The sequence below is a fragment of the Chitinophaga sp. genome (assembly GCF_017745275.1).
Taxonomy (GTDB): domain Bacteria; phylum Bacteroidota; class Bacteroidia; order Chitinophagales; family Chitinophagaceae; genus Chitinophaga.
Genome location: NZ_JAGHZS010000003.1, coordinates 446165 through 462285, shown reverse-complemented (window position 1 = coordinate 462285; position 16121 = coordinate 446165). Strand labels below are relative to the sequence as shown.

The window sequence follows — 16121 nt, the reverse complement described above, 5'->3', positions numbered from 1 at the left end:
ACGGGAAAGCCGGTATTGCTTAGCTAATAACCGACATACAACCTACAACTAAACACAGCTAAAAACGGCAGCTTGCATCACCGCAACTGCCGTTATTTATTAGGAACGGGTTAGTAAATAACACGAAAATCCCGTCATTGGCTCACCTGCTGCTTCCAGCCGCTGACGCAGTGCTTCATCCACCATAAAATGGTGACGCTCCAATAATTTAACGGAGCGTTCATTACTTTCAAGAGGCAATGCAATGATACGACTCAATTGTATCACTTCAAATCCAAAACGGATCACTGCGGGCAAGACTTCCTGCATGATGCCTTTTCCAAAAAATTCCGATTGCAGTTCATACCCTATCTCTGCTTCCTCCAGCTCAGGTAGCAGGTTCCATAAACAAATAGTGCCGAATATTTTATCACTGTTGCTTTCCGTGATCACCCAATACAAGGACTTACCGGAACGTAGATTATCCAGAATTTTTTGCAGGAATGCCTGGGCCGCTTCAACAGTAGTAGTGGCGGGGCGATCCAGGTATTGATTAACACGCGGATCAGAGCGTAAACGTGCTATTTCCGGGGCATCAGATAATAGTGGCGGTCTTAACAAAAACCGGGAGGTAGTTAATTCAGTGTACGGGTTAAAATCAAATGTCAGCATATACTAAAAATACAGATTTTAGGAAGATAAAAAAAGACCGGCGACAACTATATTTGCACCACAAAATTTAAATTGTTTGCTTATGGAAAAATTATTAAAAGAAGTAAGAATCCTGAAAATCTATGCCCTTACGTTAACCGTTATTTTCGCCTTATTTCTGTTCATGTCTTTCAGGTCGGATATCACCCGTCAAAAGTTCCAGGAAATTGATGTAGAGCGTATTAATGTAGTAGAAAAAGATGGTACACTGAAAATGGTCATTTCTAATAAAGAACGGCAACACCCTGGTATGTCAGAGGGAAAGGAGCTTGGCAAACGTGAAAGATCCCAGGGCATTATCTTTTTCAATGGTGCCGGAGATGAATGTGGCGGCCTCGTATATGAAGCGGACAAATCTTCTGCGGGCATGGTATACTCTGTAGATCAATACAGAAATGACCAGATCATGCAACTGCAATATTCTCAGGATATCGGCGGTGATAACAAGAGACGTTCTTACGGGTTGAAATTATGGGATCGACCAGACAACTTCACGTTGGCAGATCAGACAAAATTCTTTGATTCCCTTGCGGCGCTTAAAAATGATGCCATCTATGAAAAAGAGGGGCAACGGTTGGCAGACGCCGGTATGTTGGGTACAGAACGCTTATTTGTAGGTAAAACAAGTAAAGGGGATGTTGGTTTATTTATCCGTGACGGGAAAGGAAAAGTAAGAATAAAACTCTACATAGATAAGGATAACAAAACGGTAGTAGAAACGCTCGACGAAAACGGGCAGCCGGTATCCCGTTAAGCGATATCTGCACTAAGACAGCATAACCTGCATAGTGCGCCCTTACGGCGATCTATGCAGGTTATTTTTTTATATCTTATGAAGACTAAACCGGCCAGGGGTTTTGATAAGTAGAGTTGTTCAGCTTCACTTCCCTGGATGACAGTGTTAACTGAATTTGCAGGGGTTGCTCATTGTTGGCATTAAACAGTTCTGAATACGCCACACAATAGGCATCTGTAAATTTCAGCTCTTTCAGCCGGGACATAGAATCGCGCCGGAAAAAAGTAATGCTGCCATTTTTTGTTTGGGTATTGGAGATCATCCAGTCAAATAAACTGGTTTCTCCGGCAGACTCTATCAGCAAATCAATGGAGCCTCCTTTAGGGCGGGCGGCAGGTTTTCCATTATGGTCTGTGTTCTGGGAAAATGAAAACCTGCATTCCAGGACGTTCATTTCTTCCCCATCAATGTTGAGAACGGCTTTAAAAGACATAATTAATTTGGTTAACAAGCCCGTTGCAAGGCGCAACAGGCAGGCAAAAAAATATGGTATACAGAATGAAAATACACATTTCTGTTTACATCCGGAAAAATGAAGGGTTATTTTTTCGCATACTTACGCAACGCCTGACCAGTGTGGTTTTCAGCACCGCTGTGATATAACATTAAACGACTATATAAGGTCAAATGCCTGGGCAAAGCTGGTCAGATCATAGCTGGACTGCGCCCCGATTTTTGCTTTAATATTGCGTCGGTGCGTAACCGCCGTTTTTTCAGAGATGCCGGTACTATCTGCAATTTCCGCAGCGCTGAAACCCAATGCCAGCAAACGCAGGATCTCCTTTTCCCGCCGCGTAAGCGATGCAAAAACATGCTGGTTACGACGCAGAAAATTATTCTCTTCCAACAGGCGGTTTACCTTACTGGTTACGTGATGCAATGGATCAACGGGGGTAGCGCAGGTAATGACATGTGTAGGCATCCCCTGGGCATCCCGCCAGAATACCCGGGTAGAACCCAGGTGCCAGGCCCAATCGCGCGAATTAGCCCTTCTTACCTGCTGAAAAAAGGTAACCGTCATATTAGCCGCTGCCGGTGCGTCCAACATCGCCACAATCTTTGGCACATAGTCGGCCACATCATGCGGATTAAAGAAGTTATCAAAGTATTGAGGGCCCATTTCCCGCAGTTCCTCCAGCGTAACACCTAATTCCCTGCAGCCCCTGGGGGACATATACTCCACATAATTCTTCAACACATTCATCACTATTACTACTACCGGAAGCTCTGTATCGATAGCTTTCAAAGCCGTCAGCTTATCGTCCAGCCCGGATTCAACATTTTTAATTGCAGCATGCTCCATCATGTACCTGATATAAATCGTGTATAGGAATTTCTCTAAGATGTTGGTTGATTACTGTGCTCCTGCAACAAATGTAGTAAAAATAAGAAAGGGTCCCTCATGAAAAAGAGACCCTTTTTTGGGGATAGAAAAAAAGCTTGCCCGATTTACTCAGGTGGATGATTTTATAATAAGGTTAAGTGAGATCAATTCGTTAGGACAAAGGTATATTAAAGTTCAAGGCCAGCAAATACCTAATTGTGAGTATTTTTACAAAAACAAACACTGCTTCGCTGCATGAAATCCATCCCCGCACATTTACCCGAAACCCTTTACCATATTGCATCTATGAGCAATGAAGCGATGTCTTTGTTTTTAAATAGCGCCCAACACCAAATAGTAAAAAAAGGTGACTATCTGCTATCTGAAGGACAACGCTGCCACGCTATCTGGTTTATTGAAACTGGTGCCTGCCGTGCTTTCTACAATAATCCGCCTAAAGAAACCAATACCAGTTTTTACTTCGAAAATACTTTCTTCACCAACCTAAACAGCCTACGGAACAACGTTTCCTCCGATTATAACATCCAGGCAATGGAAGCAGCTGTTTTATGGAGATGGCATAAAGAGGAACTGTCACGCCTCTACGAACTATCGCCCGAAATTGTGGCTTTTGGCCGCCAGTGGCTGGAACACCTGGTAATTGCACAGGAAAAACATACCAGTTGGCTGAAAAAAAATACCCCGGAAGAAAGATACCAGTCTATTCTCACCCATCATCCTGAACTGGTACAACGTGTATCTATTACACACCTTAGCTCCTACCTGGGTATCTCCAGGGAAACCCTCAGCCGCATCCGCCGCCGGATACAATAGGAGGTATTACGGGGTAATGAGAAGGATTGTGACGTTTGACACAAAGGGGCCATTTCCTGCTATCTACCTTTGTATAGTAAAACTAACGGTTATGACTATACAGCAACAAAAAAGCCTTATCAACAACTACATCCGCATCATCTGGAACGAGGGCGACACCTCCCGGCTGCATGAATTCCTGCACCCTGATTTTATCGATCATGGTTTGCCGCCTTCTCTTCCGGCAAATGCCCATGGCCTGCAACAGTGGGTTGCATTAACGCATAGCTCCTTTATACCTGAAACCGTAATAGAAAGCCAGGTAGCGGAAGATCAGCAATGCATCATTAAAATCTCCATGCGCATGAAACATATTGGTATGTGGCGGGGTATACTTCCCACCGGGAAAACTGTTACCGTTAATGGCTACCGCACCTTCCGGTTCCAGGACGACCGGATCATTGAACACTGGGCATTGATAGATGGCGCCGCACTGGAACAAGCCCTGCAAGGCAAAACGCATGTATGTGCGAGATAACTGCTTCGAATACCACGCCCCTCTATACAAAGCGGGGCGTGTTCTTACAAATTATTGTCAGTAACGCGGCTTATTTAACAAAAATGTAATTTTTATTGAACGACGTTGTAGTAGGGTTGATTATATTTTGATAATCACACAAATCACGTAGTATCGTTCCCGTTAGTATACAAAACGCGTTGCTATGAAAAGTAAGTTTCTCTCCCGGGAAGAAAATATAGACGTTTTCTTACAACAGTTGCCGCATAAAAAATCATGACTTACCTGGATGCGGATGTTGATAAAAATATTTCACTGGCTGAAGCGAAGGAGTTCCGGTTAGCTTATACGTCTTCCGGTATGCGAAAGCTCATACAATAAATATACATTATTTTTAATATGTAATATCGCCGCTGTATGCCTTGTTTATGATACAATTATTAAATAGACAAAAAAAACAATACATCCACCGTATCATTTTTGATGAATAAAACAAGCCGGTTTGCTACTGGCTAACTGCTAAAAAAATCGTACCTTTGCGCCTTCATGCAAACTTCGACATTACTTAAGCCCGGGAACTACGTAAACGATGCCGCTTTTGACTGGTTGTATCCTGAGAAGATACAGCAACTATCAAGACGCCACTGGACGCCGATTAGCATAGCTAAAACAGCAGCCCGTTTTCTGGCTAATGAGCCCGGTAAAAAAATACTGGATATTGGAAGTGGAGTAGGGAAATTTTGCCTCGTAGGCGCCAGGTTTTACCCGGAATCTACTTTTTTTGGGGTAGAACAAAGAGAATCATTGTATCAGCAGGCGATGGAAGCCAGGGAGGTAATGCAGTTACGCAATACTCACTTTATCCATGGCAACTTTACGGAGTTAGACTTATCCGCTTACGATGGTTTTTACTTCTACAATTCTTTCTTTGAAAACCTGGTAGACCAGGACCAGATAGATAATACCGTAGAACAATCAACAAGTTTATATAATTATTACAGCCGCTACTTATTCAAGCAATTGGAGAAGTGTGCCAGCGGCACAAGACTGGTAACCTTTCACAGTCTTGAAGATGAGGTACCGCCCTGTTATCAGCTGGTGGATACTTCTATGGATTTAATGCTCAAAATGTGGATCAGAAGATAGGCTTCTTGCTATCGAAAAATTAATACCATGACAACAGACGAACAGGCATTACTGATAATCGCACAACTCAGCGCGGCGAAGGATTACATGCAGGCAGACGAAATACTTGCAGCTGTTGAAAAAGAACACGCATCTCTACCTAAAGATCTCCTCACTTCCCTTCAGGAAAAAATAGAAAATTTATCACCACTGGAGTGCAACAGTTTACAATGGAGCAATTACCGCTATACGCTAATGTGCATCCGTAAACGCACCATGATGGAACCAGCCTGATTTTCAGGCACTGATGGCCAGCTTTTTATCAATGGCAGCTATCAGCGTTTCCGGTGAAAATGATTCCTGTAAATACAGATCCACAAATGCATAACTGATTTCCAGTGAAGGCGTCACCAAATATACGCCAGGCACAGGTACATCTGCATTTACACCAGATACACGGCCCCAGATAGGGTCTGATTCTCTGTATATACCAGCTTTCCTGGCAATACGGTGTTGTGCGTCATGCACTACATCAAACGGAATATTACCGGGATTCACGGTGGTAAAAAGCTTTTTGTCTTCACTGGACACTACCAGCAAACGTGCGCCAGCCGCTTCAATGGCAGCATAACTTTCCTGCAGTTGCGCTATTAAGCGGTCGCCATAACCATTCCAATGCCAGGAATAAAATACCACTACCAAGGGCTGCGCTGTCAACTGATGCAATGATATCAACTGGTCAGCATCCGCCAGTAAAGGACCTTTGTTGATAATGCGGGATTCTTCCAACAAAAACTCAGGGAAATACTGGCCCTTATTTAAAGGATTAATTTTCTCCCGTACTTTGATTGGGCTGGGGAAATTTTCCGGAACCGGGGCTGGCAGGTAATCTGCATATCTGTATAGTGTAGACATAATAAAGCTTTTTTAATGGCTGATAAAATGGCCGGTTATAGGTTTGGTGTTGGTGTTTTTACTATTGTGAAACAAATATAGGGAGAATATTTCAATTACCCTACTATTCCTATAGACTATTAGGTAATTAAAATATAAATAATTGATTTTTAGGGAGATAATATTCCCACTTTTTTTATTTAATTTCAAAAACAGGACCATTACCCGAAAAAAAGTACGCCCTAAAATATCCGGATATATGCTGCTGAAACATCGTCTTTCGTTTAGCCAGATCTTCTCCTACACGTGGAAAGTAGATCTTATGCTGCTGGCATGTTGTACCATTGTATATTTTTTAGATAAATACTGGCTGGCATCACATGTATCTATACCTGTTGCCGTATCTGCAGTATTGGGTACTGCCATCGCCTTCTTCGTGGGTTTTAATAACAACCAGGCCTACGACCGTTGGTGGGAGGCCCGCAAAATATGGGGGGCACTGGTAAACGATTCCCGCTCCTGGGGCAGAGGTCTGCTCTACTATGCCGCCGCTCCCGGCGATCCTGTTACGCAGGCCATTGTACGTCATCTTATTTACCGGCACCTGGCATTCATTTGTGCCCTGAAAGCTAACCTCCGCAAGCGTCCGGATGATTACTACACCCGCTACCTTACCCAGGAAGAAATTACGGAGGTACAAAAACAAAGCAATATTCCCAACGCGCTCCTCAACATGCAAACCCGCGACCTCCAACACCTGCGGGACACCGGCGTAATAGACGGATTCAAATTCATTGAGCTCAACCAGCTCCTCATCCGGCATTGCGATTCCATGGGGCAATCAGAAAGAATAAAAAATACCGTATTCCCTCCCAGCTACTTATACTTCACACAGGTGTTCATCTGGTTTTATGTGATCATGAATACCCTGATGATGACCGAATCCATTGGCGTATGGGCCATTCCCTTCGGATGGATGTTTGGATTTGTATTCCATATCACCCACCTGAATGGAACCACCCTCATGAATCCTTTTGAACTACAGCCCCTGGCCATTCCCCTCGATAATATTTCCCGCACTATAGAAATCAATCTTATAGAGCTCTTAGGCGATGAACCTGTACCTACACCGGTACTACCACGGCTGGACGGGCTTTATATCATGTAAAGCCTGCAACTTTTTGCCTGGGTACAGGATAAGACTGATTATATTTTTGATGATAAATGATGAATCAACCTTGTCTCTTTTAAATTCTAAAAAAAAATCAATAAAATCAGTTTAATCAGTCTACTCCTGTACCCAGACAAAATCCGCTGTAATTCCTTATTTTTACGTTTATGACGTATGACCAATTATGTAATCTATATGCCCAGTCAGTAACACTCAAGATACTTCGGGCACGTAGCGCGCCAATGATGCTGTCATTTTTTCATTACACATTCAAGGAAAAAAACCATACCACCATTTCCAATGTGGAACTGGTAACGCGTTTGTCCGATTATCTCGGCGTAACCGGCTACCGGGCCACTGATGATGAAATAGACGCTGGCAGCCTGCTGGAAAATGACGATGAAAAAGCCAGGAAGTATATTGAACAATGGAGCAATAAAGGCTTCCTCCGCAAATACCCCGATGACGACGGCCAGGATATCCATGAACTGAGCAGCGACATGGAAAAAGTAATGCATTGGGTATCCACCCTGCAAAAGCGGGAATTTGTAGGCACGGAAAGCCGCTTCAAGGATATTTTCTCCAAGCTGAAAGAATTGATTGATCAGAGTAACAAAGATCCTGAGCAACGTATACAGGAACTGGAGAAAAAGAAATACGAAATAGAACAGGAAATAAAAGCCATTACCATCACCGGCAAAGTACAGGTGTTTGATGACACGCAGATAAAAGAAAGATTTTACGACGTAAACCGCATGTCTCGCGAACTCCTCAGCGATTTCAAAGAAGTAGAACAAAACTTCGAACAAATCACACAGGAAATATACCGCAAGCAAAGCGAAAGAGACGTTGCCAAAGGCTCACTGCTGGCTTATACCCTCGATTCCTTCGAAGCCCTGCGCCAAAAAGATCAGGGTAAAAGCTTCTATTCCTTCTGGCAATTCCTCATGGATGAAAACAAGCAGGAAGAAATGCGCGAGCTGATAGAAAAGCTCTACACCCTGCTGGAAGACCGGAACATCGAATATAAAAATGATCGCTTCCTTAAAAAGCTGAAACAATTCCTCCATGCTTCCGGGAAAAAAGTAATCGATGCCAATAAAAAACTGAGCGATAAACTCAGCCGCGTACTCAGTGAAAACAATCTCACCGACCGTAGAAAAGCCCTGGAACTCATCAACGATATCCGTCAACTGGCTTTCCAGGCACTCGATAATCCCCCCGGAGAAGAATTTTTTATTGATATTGAGAGCGATCCCGAAATAGATCTACTCGACCGCTGGGAAATGGCGGAAGAAAAGAAACCTAACCTGGAAGTAGAATTCCCGGATGGCGTAGGCGGCACAGATTTTGACCCCGACGACCTCAATGCATTATTTAACCATTTTAATATAGACCGCGCCCTGCTGGAAGACCGCATCTCTACACAGTTGCAGCAAAAAAAGCAGGTTAGCCTGAAAGAACTGATAGACATCTATGGCGCCGAAAAAGGACTCACAGAACTGATTACCTATTTTTCCATCGCCAGCCAGTCGGCACACCACATTATCCTGGAAACACCAGACCCGGTAATGTTAGGTAGCCGCACCATCAATATGCCCATGGTGCTGTTCACAAATTCACAAAACTAAAAACATGGCCGAGAAAAATATATCTCCCTTTGCACACGTGTTTCTAAAACTCATGCAGGGACCTGTATACGAAGAAGATAAATCATACTGGAAAGACCTGCTGGGATGGCAAACAGAATTAAGTAAATACCTCCAGCAAACAGGCCTCCAACTCGTGATCAATGAAGGCGACGGCTTTGCACGTATCGTACAGCCAGAGGCAGAAGAAACGAATGAGAAACCGCTGCCCCGCCTCATGCGCAAAACCCGGCTTACCTACGAAGCTACCCTGCTTTGTATTGTGCTCCGGGAAGCCCTCGATGAATTCGATTTGCAGGGTAACGGTACCCGTCTTTTTATGACCCAGAAAGAAATCAAAGAAAGACTCGCACTCTTCTTCAAAGAGCGGCACAACAAATCCAAATTGCTGAAAGATCTCAATAAACCTATCAACAGCCTGCTAAATGTAGGCGTGCTGAAAGTAACCCGCGAAGATGCCGCTAATAAAGAACTGCATCAATACGAGGTGAAAAGAATTATCAAAGCACTGGTGAATAATGAGAAACTGGAAGAAATAAAATCAAAACTAAAACTGCATGTCCACCCTGTTCAATAGCGATTCGAAAGAAAGTGGATTCCGGCTGCAATATCTCGAAATATACAACTGGGGTACCTTTCACAATAAAATATACCGGCTCAATACCAATGGTAATACCTCCCTGCTCACAGGTGCCAATGGTAGCGGCAAAACCACCCTCATCGATGCCTTGCTGACACTACTCGTGCCAGCCGGCAAGCGCTTCTATAACCAATCGTCCGGTACAGAACAACGCAAAGACCGTGGCGAAGAATCTTACTTCTGGGGGTACTACGGAAAAACGTTCTCAGAAGATTCTCTTCAGTCGAAAACAGAACAACTCCGGCACAAAGAAAACAATCCTTACTCCGTACTGCTGGCCTACTTCTATAATGCCGCCACCATGCACCAGATTACCCTTGCACAGGTAAGATGGCATTCCGGCGAACTGAAAAGACAATTCATCGTTTCTCCCCATAAACTCAATATCAACGACCACTTCGGCGCAGGTAAATTTGATGTGAAAGGAGACTGGAAAAAAAGATTGCGCCTCGAATTTCCGAAAACAGAAATCACCGACAGCTTTAAAGAATACGCAGCCCTGTTTAGCAACATCTTCGGACTGAGAAGCGAAAAAGCCCTGTCTCTCTTTAACCAAACCGTTGGTATCAAAGTACTCGGCGATCTCAATACCTTCATCCGTAGCCAGATGCTGGAAGAAACAGACGCCGAAGCAGAGTTTATCAAACTCCGCGAAAACTACGACAGCCTGCTAACCAGTCACCGCGCTATTCAGAAAGATGAAACCCAGCTTAAAATGCTGGGCCCTATCATCGAAAATAAAACCGCCTGGCAGGAACTACAGGACCGCAACCGCGAACTGCAGATGCTACAGGATATCCTCCCTGCCTGGTTCAACAAACAGGAAAAAGATATCCTCGAAAGAGACCTGGAAGTATTGCAGAAAGAACAACAGGTGACCGCCAGCACACTCGCCAGCATCAACGAACACCTGCAATCACTGAACCTGCGAAAAGATGAACTGATTGCTCAGAAAGCCAATAACAGCGTAGACGAGCAACTCCGCTCTATAGAAAAATCCATCCACTACGAACAAAAGGCCCTCGAAGCCAAACGTAATAAGATGGAAGAATACAACATGCTCGCCGACCGGCTGGAACTGGCTCCCAACCCCGACGAACAACAATTCCATGAAAATATTACCGGCGCAGAACAACTGAAAGCTGGCCACGATAAACAACTAGAAACCTTACAGGAAGAAATTTTTCACCACAAAGGCAGCCTCAGTGCCGAAAGAGCACAGGCCTCCCGCCTGGAAGAAGAAATTGACTCCTTCCTGAACCGGAAAAATAATATCCCGTATGAACTGATCCGCATCCGCCAACAGTTGGCAGATATGCTGGAGGTACAGGAAGATGACCTGCCTTTTGCCGGTGAACTGATCAAAGTAAAAGAATCAGAACTGCATTGGGAAAATGCCATCGAAAAAGTACTGCACAACTTCGGCCTGCGCCTCCTGGTACCGGAAGAATATATCATGGATATCAACCGGTATATCAACTCCAACAACCTGCAAACCCGCCTCGTATACCACAAAGTAGAAGACGAGAGCTATACCATGCTGCGCATGCCTTCTGAAAAGGAAAGCCTGCTGCAGAAAATAGATATCAAGCCAGGTACCGTATTCAAAGAATGGCTGCAAAACCAGCTACTCGACCAGTTCGACTATACCTGTACCGATGACATGGCGGTATTCAACCGCTCCCGTAAAGCCGTTACTTCCAACGGACTAACGCGGCAGGCTACACGCCACGAAAAAGATGACCGCCCGAATCGCTCCCAGCAAAACAATTATGTACTGGGATGGAATAATAAAAACAAACTTCGCCTCTTAAAAGAAGAACAGGACGAATGCAATAACAATATCGCCACGCTGCAACACAGCATTGAGCAACTGGAAAACAGCCGCAAAGCTGTTGCCTCTATCAATACGCTGCTAAATGCATTCCTGTCGCTCCGTAACTATAGTGAAATCAGCTGGCAATCCCATGCCGGCGTGATCGAATCCTTTGCGCGCGAAAAATCACAACTGCTGCAAACCAGCGATAAATACCAGGTAATCTGTGATCAGCTCGACGACATCACCGCACAACTGCACGCCAAAGAAAAAGAGAAGGAGAGAACCCTGCAGGAGAAAGGACGCCTCGATGATAAAGCTGCTGAAAAACTACGGCACTTCAACCAGTTGAAGGTGAATAAACTCGATGATATCTCCCTCCAATACGTGATGGAATACCTGACAGACCTCTCGCTTACTGAACCAGCAGAAACAGCCGCCGAACTGGCTTCTTACCGCAAACGCGCCGACGATAATATGAAGGCCACCATGCAGGATGCCATGCGTCAATCGGCCGAAAAAGAAGCGGAAATTACCCGTCAGCTATCTGCTTTCGTAATGCCGCCCAAAGCCATTCACGATGCTTATCCCGACTGGCTCGGCGATGTAACCGACCTGCAGCCACACGTAAAATACCTGGATGAATTTACCTCCCTGTATGAACGCATTAAATTCCAACGCCTCATTGAGCACAAAGAACGGTTCCGCAAATACATGGACACCAGCATGCTCAATGCCATCACTAACTACCGGGCATGGATATACGGACAGGAAGATCTTATCCGTGAAGTAATGGATGATCTCAATGAACCACTGCGTAATATTACCTTCAATAAAAATCCGGATACTTACCTGCAGCTGGAATGCCGCCATGTAAAGGATGTAGAGATACGTAACTTCAAAGAAAAGCTCAGCAGTGCCGTGCCTGACTCCTACAAATACCACATGGAAAAAGATGAAGCCTACGGAGATCAGCTGTTCGAAAATATTAAAGTACTCATCGATGAATTACAGCAAAACGAAGCATGGCGCCGCAAGGTAACTGATGTACGTAACTGGCTCGATTTCGGTGCAAAAGAATTTTATATCTCAGATAACAAAGCCTTCAAATATTACGAAGATACAGCCAGTCTTTCCGGTGGTGAAAAAGCGCAATTCACTTACACCATTCTCGGTGCGGCCATTGCTTACCAGTTTGGTATCAATGAAGCCAACAGGCAACACCGCAGCCTGCGCTTTATCACCGTGGATGAGGCCTTCAGCAAACTGGACCCTGAAAAGAGCCACTACCTGATGGAGTATTGCGGACAGCTGAATTTACAGTTGCTGGTAGTAACGCCGCTCGATAAATTGAACATCGCAGAACCGTATATTCATGCATGTCACTTTGTGGCAAATAAAAACAAACGTGATTCCGTAGTGTATAATTTCACAATGGAAGAATACAGAGATAGAAAGAAAGAATTTGAAGCAATGGCAACGATGTAATATACATTTCAGGAAGTATCAGAAGCAACTAGATAGGTTAACTAACATGGTAAACAAACCTCATCAAAAAAACAATTGCTTCTGATACTTCATCTCATAAAAATCTCCCCTTTTTTTTAAAAAAATATTACCGGTAAATAAAAAGAAATATTACCTTGTTTGTGCACAATTTATTTGATGCCCTGTGTTGTAGTAATCCTATTTATTGTTAATCATTTAAAACTTTTTGTTAGCCATTAATTAAAATACCGGATATCCTTAATCTATTTATTTAAAATCCATTTTTAACCTTAACCAAATATTCTATTTTACTATGAAGACAAAACTCCTATTGATGGGAATCATGGGCGGTGCATCCCTTTTTATGTATTCCTGTAAGAAGAACGATGCCCCTAAACAAAATCAAACCAAAGAAATACCCCAGGAAGTACTTACTGCGATTAAGAACCAAGGGTTTAGCACTAATGGCGTGGTGCGATTCAAGGACGGATATGTAGTGGAAGGAGATATTTTTTTAACAGATTCAAGTCTGGCAAAAAAAGCAACCTTCACCACTTTGAAACGTGGAGAAACAGAGCAATACAGAACTACGCAATTGGTAACAAACCTGCCGCGGACTATTAAAGTTTACGTAAGCGGACTTGGTACTGATTATGTAAATGCCACTAATGATGCTATCCAGCGTTACAATGATTTACGCCTGGGCGGGCTGACATTTACACGTGTGACCAACAGTACCGATGCAGATATCACAATATCTGGTTTTTATGACCCGTACACCCCGGTAAACGCCTCATCTGGATTTCCAACTGCTAACGGAAATCCTTATTCAAGTATTTCTGTGAATACCGCACGTTTCTTTCAGTCAAACACTCCGGGATACTGGGCCGCATCAGTTATCCAGCATGAGTTGGGACATTGCATTGGTATGCGACACACTGACTACATGAACAGAGCTTTCAGCTGTGGCTTTGGTGGTGCAGAAAGTGATCCTAACAATGTAGGTGCTATCTACATCCCCAATACATTAACCGGCGTTGAATCAGAATCATGGATGCTGGCTTGTATGCCCGATGGAATTAGCAGATCATTTACAGTTTATGACATTTTTGCCTTAAGCTATTTGTACACGCCGGGACAAGTGCCCACTCCTCAATTATTCCATGAGTGGTACAATGGTGGAAAAAAAGATCATACGCTTTCTGCCAACACCAATATTCAGAACCTGTTTCCTGGATTTAACTATATCGGTGCCTCGCATAGAGTTTATTTAACCAATGTATCCGGTACTGTGCCTTTATACCAGTTCTATAACGGTTCCAGTGGTGATCACCTGCTTTCTACTGACATTAATGCCACTGCAGGTTATAGTGGCTGGCAGTTTGATGGAACAGTGGCCTATGTATACAATACGCAGGTAGCTGGTACTATTCCGATTTATTGCTATTATGATCTGGCGGCAACGGACCGAGTATTTACAACCGATCCTAACTTCCGTAATCAATGGCCGTCTTACGCCTACTATGGTATTGCCTATTATGCATTCCCTAAATAAACGGGTATAATGCAATAGAGGCGGAGCTATTAAATAGCTTCGCCTCTATCACTTTATGCAGGATATACCTAACAGTTAATTTTCTATATGCTCCGTCACCTCCAATTCATAAAATGGCTTCATTCCCATCTGCCTGCGGCCCCAGTTACTCAGCAATTTAATGAACGGCAATAACTCTTTGCCGGTATCTGTTAATTGATATTCTACCCTTGGCGGCACCTCCAGGTATACGTGACGGCTCACCAGGTCATCTTCTTCCAATTCCCTTAATACCTGCGTCAGCATCTTTGCGGTAACACCGGTGATCAACCTACGTAATTCTCCATATCGCTTTAAGCCAGTTCCCAGGTGATAAATAACACGCCCTTTGTGCTTACCACCAATTCGTTGAAAGGCATAATCTACTGCACAAATGGTTTCCGGATCATTATTTTTTTCCGATTTCTTCATTTTTTTAGCATTGATTATCAGCTATAGTACCCAAATGGTAACTACATTACCATTTGGTGCATACTTGTCTGATATGAAGTTAGCGCGCAATTTTGTGTCAGAAAAATTATTCTTATGAAAGCAGTACAGCAAATAGCCTTCGGACTGGAAAGTTTACAAATCACAGAACTCCCTACACCTACTCCCGCACCGCATGAAGTGTTGGTTAAAATAGAGGCCGCTGGCCTCAACTATCTCGATGTAGCATTAGCTACCGGCGTTTATAGCAAAACGCTGCCTTTACCACGTATCCCTACTTCTGATGGCGCCGGCGTAGTAGCGGCTATCGGCGATAAAGTAAGCAAATGGAAAGTAGGCGACCGGGTAACGGTGCAGTATAACCAACTTTGGCAAAATGGGAAAGCCACTCCTGAAACGAATCATATAAGAACAGGCGTGAGTACGCCCGGTATGCTGGCTGAATATGCAGTTGTTCCGGAATATGCATTAGTACGTACCCCTGCTAATCTCAGCAGCGTAGAGGCGGCCACGTTACCCGTTGCCGGCGTTACTGCATGGACCGGCCTCATGGGCTATGCGGGCATTCAACCCGGGCAAACTGTGCTCACGCAAGGTACTGGCGGCGTATCTCTGTTTGCCCTGCAATTGGCGCTGGCAGCTGGCGCAAAGGTAATTGCCACCAGCAGCAGCCCTGAAAAATTAAAAAAACTACAGGCCCTGGGTGCGCATGAAGTCATCGATTATAAGCAATACCCCGACTGGCACGAAGAAGTAAAACGCCTCACCAATGGCGCAGGCGTAAACGCTACATTGGATATTGCCGGTTCCGCCACTATTGTTAATTCTGTAAAGTCTGTTGGTATGAACGGCTTTGTGGGATTGGTAGGATTCATTGCGGGCGCACAGTTACCGCTGGACCTGTTTACAATTGTAGGCAATTATATCCGCTTACAGGGATATTCCGTGGGTAGCCTGGAGAGCTTTCAGCAATTGGTGACCGCCATAGAAGTAAACAATATTCATCCGGTTATCGACAGCGTATTCCCTGTAGATAAGGTACAGGAGGCGTTTCGCCATATGGGTAGCAGTGGTTACTTTGGAAAGATTGTGGTAGAAATGAACTAAACAACTATACATATAAACGTCCTGCGCTACGGCAGGACGTTATATCAAGTAAACCATTACACTAAAAT

The 16121-nt window shown here is 44.1% G+C and carries 16 protein-coding genes; 11 read left to right on the top strand and 5 right to left on the bottom strand.

Annotated elements, in window-relative coordinates; genetic code table 11:
* Positions 1-99 precede the first annotated feature (99 nt).
* The gene (locus tag J7623_RS11375; protein WP_291920280.1) at positions 100-651 is read right to left on the bottom strand and encodes a GNAT family N-acetyltransferase; all 552 of its coding nucleotides are present in this window, start codon (positions 649-651) and stop codon (positions 100-102) included.
* Between the two features lie 82 nt (positions 652-733).
* Between J7623_RS11375 and J7623_RS11370 the strand changes: the two genes are divergently transcribed.
* Positions 734-1444: a hypothetical protein gene (locus J7623_RS11370; RefSeq protein ID WP_291920278.1), complete on the top strand. Its 711-nt coding sequence runs from the start codon at positions 734-736 to the stop codon at positions 1442-1444.
* A gap of 85 nt (positions 1445-1529) precedes the next feature.
* On the opposite strand, the gene tssD is transcribed toward J7623_RS11370, so the two are convergent.
* Both tssD and J7623_RS11360 read right to left on the bottom strand, forming a co-directional pair.
* Positions 1530-1919, bottom strand: coding sequence for a type VI secretion system tube protein TssD (tssD, locus tag J7623_RS11365; protein ID WP_291920276.1), 390 nt, complete (start codon positions 1917-1919; stop codon positions 1530-1532).
* 180 nt (positions 1920-2099) lie between these two features.
* Positions 2100-2792, bottom strand: a complete 693-nt coding sequence (locus tag J7623_RS11360) for a helix-turn-helix transcriptional regulator (protein WP_291920274.1) — start codon at positions 2790-2792, stop codon at positions 2100-2102.
* A gap of 273 nt (positions 2793-3065) precedes the next feature.
* Between J7623_RS11360 and J7623_RS11355 the strand changes: the two genes are divergently transcribed.
* From J7623_RS11355 to J7623_RS11340, 4 genes are all read left to right on the top strand, one after another.
* Positions 3066-3644 (top strand): Crp/Fnr family transcriptional regulator, encoded by a 579-nt coding sequence (locus tag J7623_RS11355; protein WP_291920272.1) that lies wholly within the window; start codon positions 3066-3068, stop codon positions 3642-3644.
* Positions 3645-3735: 91 nt separating this feature from the next.
* Positions 3736-4161 carry an ester cyclase gene (locus J7623_RS11350; protein ID WP_291920270.1) on the top strand — a complete coding sequence of 142 codons (426 nt, stop codon included), beginning with the start codon at positions 3736-3738 and terminating at the stop codon, positions 4159-4161.
* Positions 4162-4686: 525 nt separating this feature from the next.
* Complete coding sequence (locus tag J7623_RS11345; RefSeq protein WP_291920268.1) at positions 4687-5286, top strand: methyltransferase domain-containing protein; 600 nt, start codon at positions 4687-4689, stop codon at positions 5284-5286.
* Between the two features lie 27 nt (positions 5287-5313).
* Positions 5314-5559: a hypothetical protein gene (locus J7623_RS11340; RefSeq protein WP_291920266.1), complete on the top strand. Its 246-nt coding sequence runs from the start codon at positions 5314-5316 to the stop codon at positions 5557-5559.
* Positions 5560-5562: 3 nt separating this feature from the next.
* Here J7623_RS11340 and J7623_RS11335 read toward each other — a convergent pair whose 3' ends face one another.
* Positions 5563-6180, bottom strand: a complete 618-nt coding sequence (locus J7623_RS11335; protein WP_291920264.1) for a redoxin domain-containing protein — start codon at positions 6178-6180, stop codon at positions 5563-5565.
* Between the two features lie 238 nt (positions 6181-6418).
* On the opposite strand from J7623_RS11335, the gene J7623_RS11330 reads away from it, so the two are divergent.
* The 5 genes from J7623_RS11330 to J7623_RS11310 all read left to right on the top strand — a co-directional run bounded on the left by J7623_RS11330 (position 6419) and on the right by J7623_RS11310 (position 14478).
* The gene (locus J7623_RS11330; RefSeq protein WP_291920261.1) at positions 6419-7327 is read left to right on the top strand and encodes a bestrophin family ion channel; all 909 of its coding nucleotides are present in this window, start codon (positions 6419-6421) and stop codon (positions 7325-7327) included.
* 170 nt (positions 7328-7497) lie between these two features.
* Positions 7498-8961: a DUF3375 domain-containing protein gene (locus J7623_RS11325; RefSeq protein ID WP_291920259.1), complete on the top strand. Its 1464-nt coding sequence runs from the start codon at positions 7498-7500 to the stop codon at positions 8959-8961.
* A gap of 4 nt (positions 8962-8965) precedes the next feature.
* Positions 8966-9556: a DUF4194 domain-containing protein gene (locus J7623_RS11320; RefSeq protein ID WP_291920258.1), complete on the top strand. Its 591-nt coding sequence runs from the start codon at positions 8966-8968 to the stop codon at positions 9554-9556.
* Entirely contained in the window at positions 9537-12923 is a 3387-nt protein-coding gene (locus J7623_RS11315) for an SbcC/MukB-like Walker B domain-containing protein (RefSeq protein WP_291920257.1), read from the top strand. The genes J7623_RS11320 and J7623_RS11315 overlap by 20 nt, the downstream gene beginning before the upstream one ends.
* Positions 12924-13236: 313 nt before the next feature.
* Positions 13237-14478 carry a M57 family metalloprotease gene (locus tag J7623_RS11310; protein WP_291920255.1) on the top strand — a complete coding sequence of 414 codons (1242 nt, stop codon included), beginning with the start codon at positions 13237-13239 and terminating at the stop codon, positions 14476-14478.
* A gap of 75 nt (positions 14479-14553) precedes the next feature.
* Here the strand turns inward: J7623_RS11310 and J7623_RS11305 are convergent, their stop codons facing one another.
* Complete coding sequence (locus tag J7623_RS11305) at positions 14554-14928, bottom strand: helix-turn-helix domain-containing protein (RefSeq protein WP_291920252.1); 375 nt, start codon at positions 14926-14928, stop codon at positions 14554-14556.
* A gap of 114 nt (positions 14929-15042) precedes the next feature.
* Here J7623_RS11305 and J7623_RS11300 point away from each other — a divergent pair, with 114 nt between their 5' ends.
* On the top strand, positions 15043-16053 hold the full coding sequence (locus J7623_RS11300; RefSeq protein WP_291920250.1) for an NAD(P)-dependent alcohol dehydrogenase: 1011 nt from the start codon (positions 15043-15045) through the stop codon (positions 16051-16053).
* Positions 16054-16121 lie beyond the last annotated feature (68 nt).

Excerpts from the sequence above, each read along its gene's own strand:
- J7623_RS11340 (WP_291920266.1), top strand. The coding sequence starts at position 5,314 with ATGACAACAGACGAACAGGCATTACTGATAATCGCACAACTCAGCGCG.
- J7623_RS11310 (WP_291920255.1), top strand. The coding sequence starts at position 13,237 with ATGAAGACAAAACTCCTATTGATGGGAATCATGGGCGGTGCATCCCTT.
- J7623_RS11350 (WP_291920270.1), top strand. The coding sequence starts at position 3,736 with ATGACTATACAGCAACAAAAAAGCCTTATCAACAACTACATCCGCATC.
- J7623_RS11325 (WP_291920259.1), top strand. The coding sequence starts at position 7,498 with ATGACGTATGACCAATTATGTAATCTATATGCCCAGTCAGTAACACTC.
- J7623_RS11355 (WP_291920272.1), top strand. The coding sequence starts at position 3,066 with ATGAAATCCATCCCCGCACATTTACCCGAAACCCTTTACCATATTGCA.
- tssD (WP_291920276.1), bottom strand. The coding sequence starts at position 1,919 with ATGTCTTTTAAAGCCGTTCTCAACATTGATGGGGAAGAAATGAACGTC.
- J7623_RS11345 (WP_291920268.1), top strand. The coding sequence starts at position 4,687 with ATGCAAACTTCGACATTACTTAAGCCCGGGAACTACGTAAACGATGCC.
- J7623_RS11375 (WP_291920280.1), bottom strand. The coding sequence starts at position 651 with ATGCTGACATTTGATTTTAACCCGTACACTGAATTAACTACCTCCCGG.
- J7623_RS11320 (WP_291920258.1), top strand. The coding sequence starts at position 8,966 with ATGGCCGAGAAAAATATATCTCCCTTTGCACACGTGTTTCTAAAACTC.
- J7623_RS11360 (WP_291920274.1), bottom strand. The coding sequence starts at position 2,792 with ATGATGGAGCATGCTGCAATTAAAAATGTTGAATCCGGGCTGGACGAT.
- J7623_RS11335 (WP_291920264.1), bottom strand. The coding sequence starts at position 6,180 with ATGTCTACACTATACAGATATGCAGATTACCTGCCAGCCCCGGTTCCG.
- J7623_RS11305 (WP_291920252.1), bottom strand. The coding sequence starts at position 14,928 with ATGAAGAAATCGGAAAAAAATAATGATCCGGAAACCATTTGTGCAGTA.
- J7623_RS11315 (WP_291920257.1), top strand. The coding sequence starts at position 9,537 with ATGTCCACCCTGTTCAATAGCGATTCGAAAGAAAGTGGATTCCGGCTG.
- J7623_RS11330 (WP_291920261.1), top strand. The coding sequence starts at position 6,419 with ATGCTGCTGAAACATCGTCTTTCGTTTAGCCAGATCTTCTCCTACACG.
- J7623_RS11370 (WP_291920278.1), top strand. The coding sequence starts at position 734 with ATGGAAAAATTATTAAAAGAAGTAAGAATCCTGAAAATCTATGCCCTT.
- J7623_RS11300 (WP_291920250.1), top strand. The coding sequence starts at position 15,043 with ATGAAAGCAGTACAGCAAATAGCCTTCGGACTGGAAAGTTTACAAATC.